At 68.2% G+C, this 1,558-nt stretch carries 2 protein-coding genes; both read right to left on the reverse strand.

Annotated elements, in window-relative coordinates; translation table 11 throughout:
- Positions 1–171: 171 nt before the first annotated feature.
- Positions 172–1,209, reverse strand: coding sequence for an anthranilate phosphoribosyltransferase (gene trpD / locus FKP22_RS29910; protein ID WP_141291856.1), 1,038 nt, complete (start codon positions 1,207–1,209; stop codon positions 172–174).
- Between the two features lie 13 nt (positions 1,210–1,222).
- Positions 1,223–1,558, reverse strand: a 336-nt coding sequence (locus tag FKP22_RS29915; RefSeq protein ID WP_233447016.1) for a beta-eliminating lyase-related protein, incomplete at its 5' end; no start/stop codon positions are given.

Consider the following 1,558-nt stretch of genomic DNA (forward strand, 5'->3'; position numbering starts at 1 on the left):
CGGCCCGCCGTCACTTCTTCATACTTGACCTCGACGATGCGCCGCAGGATGTCCGGGATCATGTCAACTCCCCGATTGCCGGGTACTGCAATCGACCCTCCGAGAGGGTCGGGCCTTGCTTGGGGCGGCCCGGCGCTGCGGCCCGCGGAGACTGTTGGTTCATGCGGCGCATCATGCTGCAGGCCGGAAGCGGTTGGTCACGGCGATGAACTGTTCCAGCTTGGCCTTAGCCGCACCGGACGCCACGGCTTCCCGCGCGCGCTGCACGCCTTCGACCACCGTGCGCGCCACGTTGGCGCAATACAGCGCCGCACCGGCGTTCAGCAGCACGATGTCGCGCACAGGGCCGTCCTCATTGCCCAGCGCGCGCTGGATGCAGGCCACCGACTCGGCCTGGTTGGCCACGCGCAGCACGCGGCTGTCGTAGACCGGCAGGCCGAAGTCGGCCGGATGCACGGTGTATTCGCGCACCTCGCCGTCCTTCAGCTCGCCCACCATGGTCTCGCCCGACAGCGAGATCTCGTCCATGCCGTTCATGCCGTAGACCACCATCACGTGCTCGGCCTGCAGCCGCTGCAGCACGCGAACCTGGATGCCGACCAGGTCCGGGTGGAACACGCCCATCAGCTGGTTCGGCGCACCGGCCGGGTTGGTCAGCGGGCCCAGGATGTTGAAGATGGTGCGCACGCCCAGCTCCTTGCGCACCGGCGCCGCATGCTTCATGGACGCGTGGTGGTTGGGCGCGAACATGAAGGCGATGCCGCACTCCTCCAGGCATTCGGCAACCTGCTGTGGCGACAGTCCGATGAAGGCGCCCAGCGCCTCGACCACGTCGGCGCTGCCGGAGGTGGACGACACGCTGCGCCCGCCATGCTTGGCCACGCGCGCGCCAGCCGCGGCGGCGACGAAAGTCGACGCAGTGGAGATGTTGAAGGTGTGCGAGCTGTCGCCGCCGGTGCCGACGATGTCGACCAGGCCGGTGCGGTCGGCCACCGGCACCAGCGTGGCGAACTCGCGCATCACCTGCGCGGCAGCGGCGATCTCGCCGATGGACTCCTTCTTCACGCGCAGGCCGACGGCAAAGGCCGCGATCATCACCGGCGACATCTCGCCACTCATGATGCGGCGCATCAGCGTCAGCATCTCGTCGTGGAAGATTTCGCGGTGCTCGATGACGCGGGTCAGCGCGTCGGTGTTGCTGATGCTCATGGCGGAATCCGGTTCAGTGCAAGGTTTCACGCAGGATGGCGATGGCCTGCTCGATTTGTTCGCGGCTCACGTCCAGGTGCGTGACAAACCGCAGCTGGTACAGGCCGGTGCAGCGCAGGCCACGCTCGGCCAGGCGCTCGACCACGCCACGCTCGCCCCGCTGCGCCAGTTCAGGCGCCAGCTCGACGAACACGATGTTGGTCTGCGGCGTGGTGACGCTGACACCCGGCAGCCCGGCCAGGCCTTCGGCCAGCAGCCGCGCATTCGCGTGATCCTCGGCCAGGCGGTCGATGTGGTGGTCCAGCGCATGGTTGGCCGCTGCCGCCAGCACGCCGACCTGGCGCAAGCC

This window comes from Ideonella azotifigens (assembly GCF_006519715.1).
Classification (GTDB): domain Bacteria; phylum Pseudomonadota; class Gammaproteobacteria; order Burkholderiales; family Burkholderiaceae_C; genus Ideonella; species Ideonella azotifigens.

Bases quoted from the DNA above. Each gene is read 5' to 3' on its own strand.
- trpD (WP_141291856.1), bottom strand. From the start codon at position 1,209: ATGAGCATCAGCAACACCGACGCGCTGACCCGCGTCATCGAGCACCGC.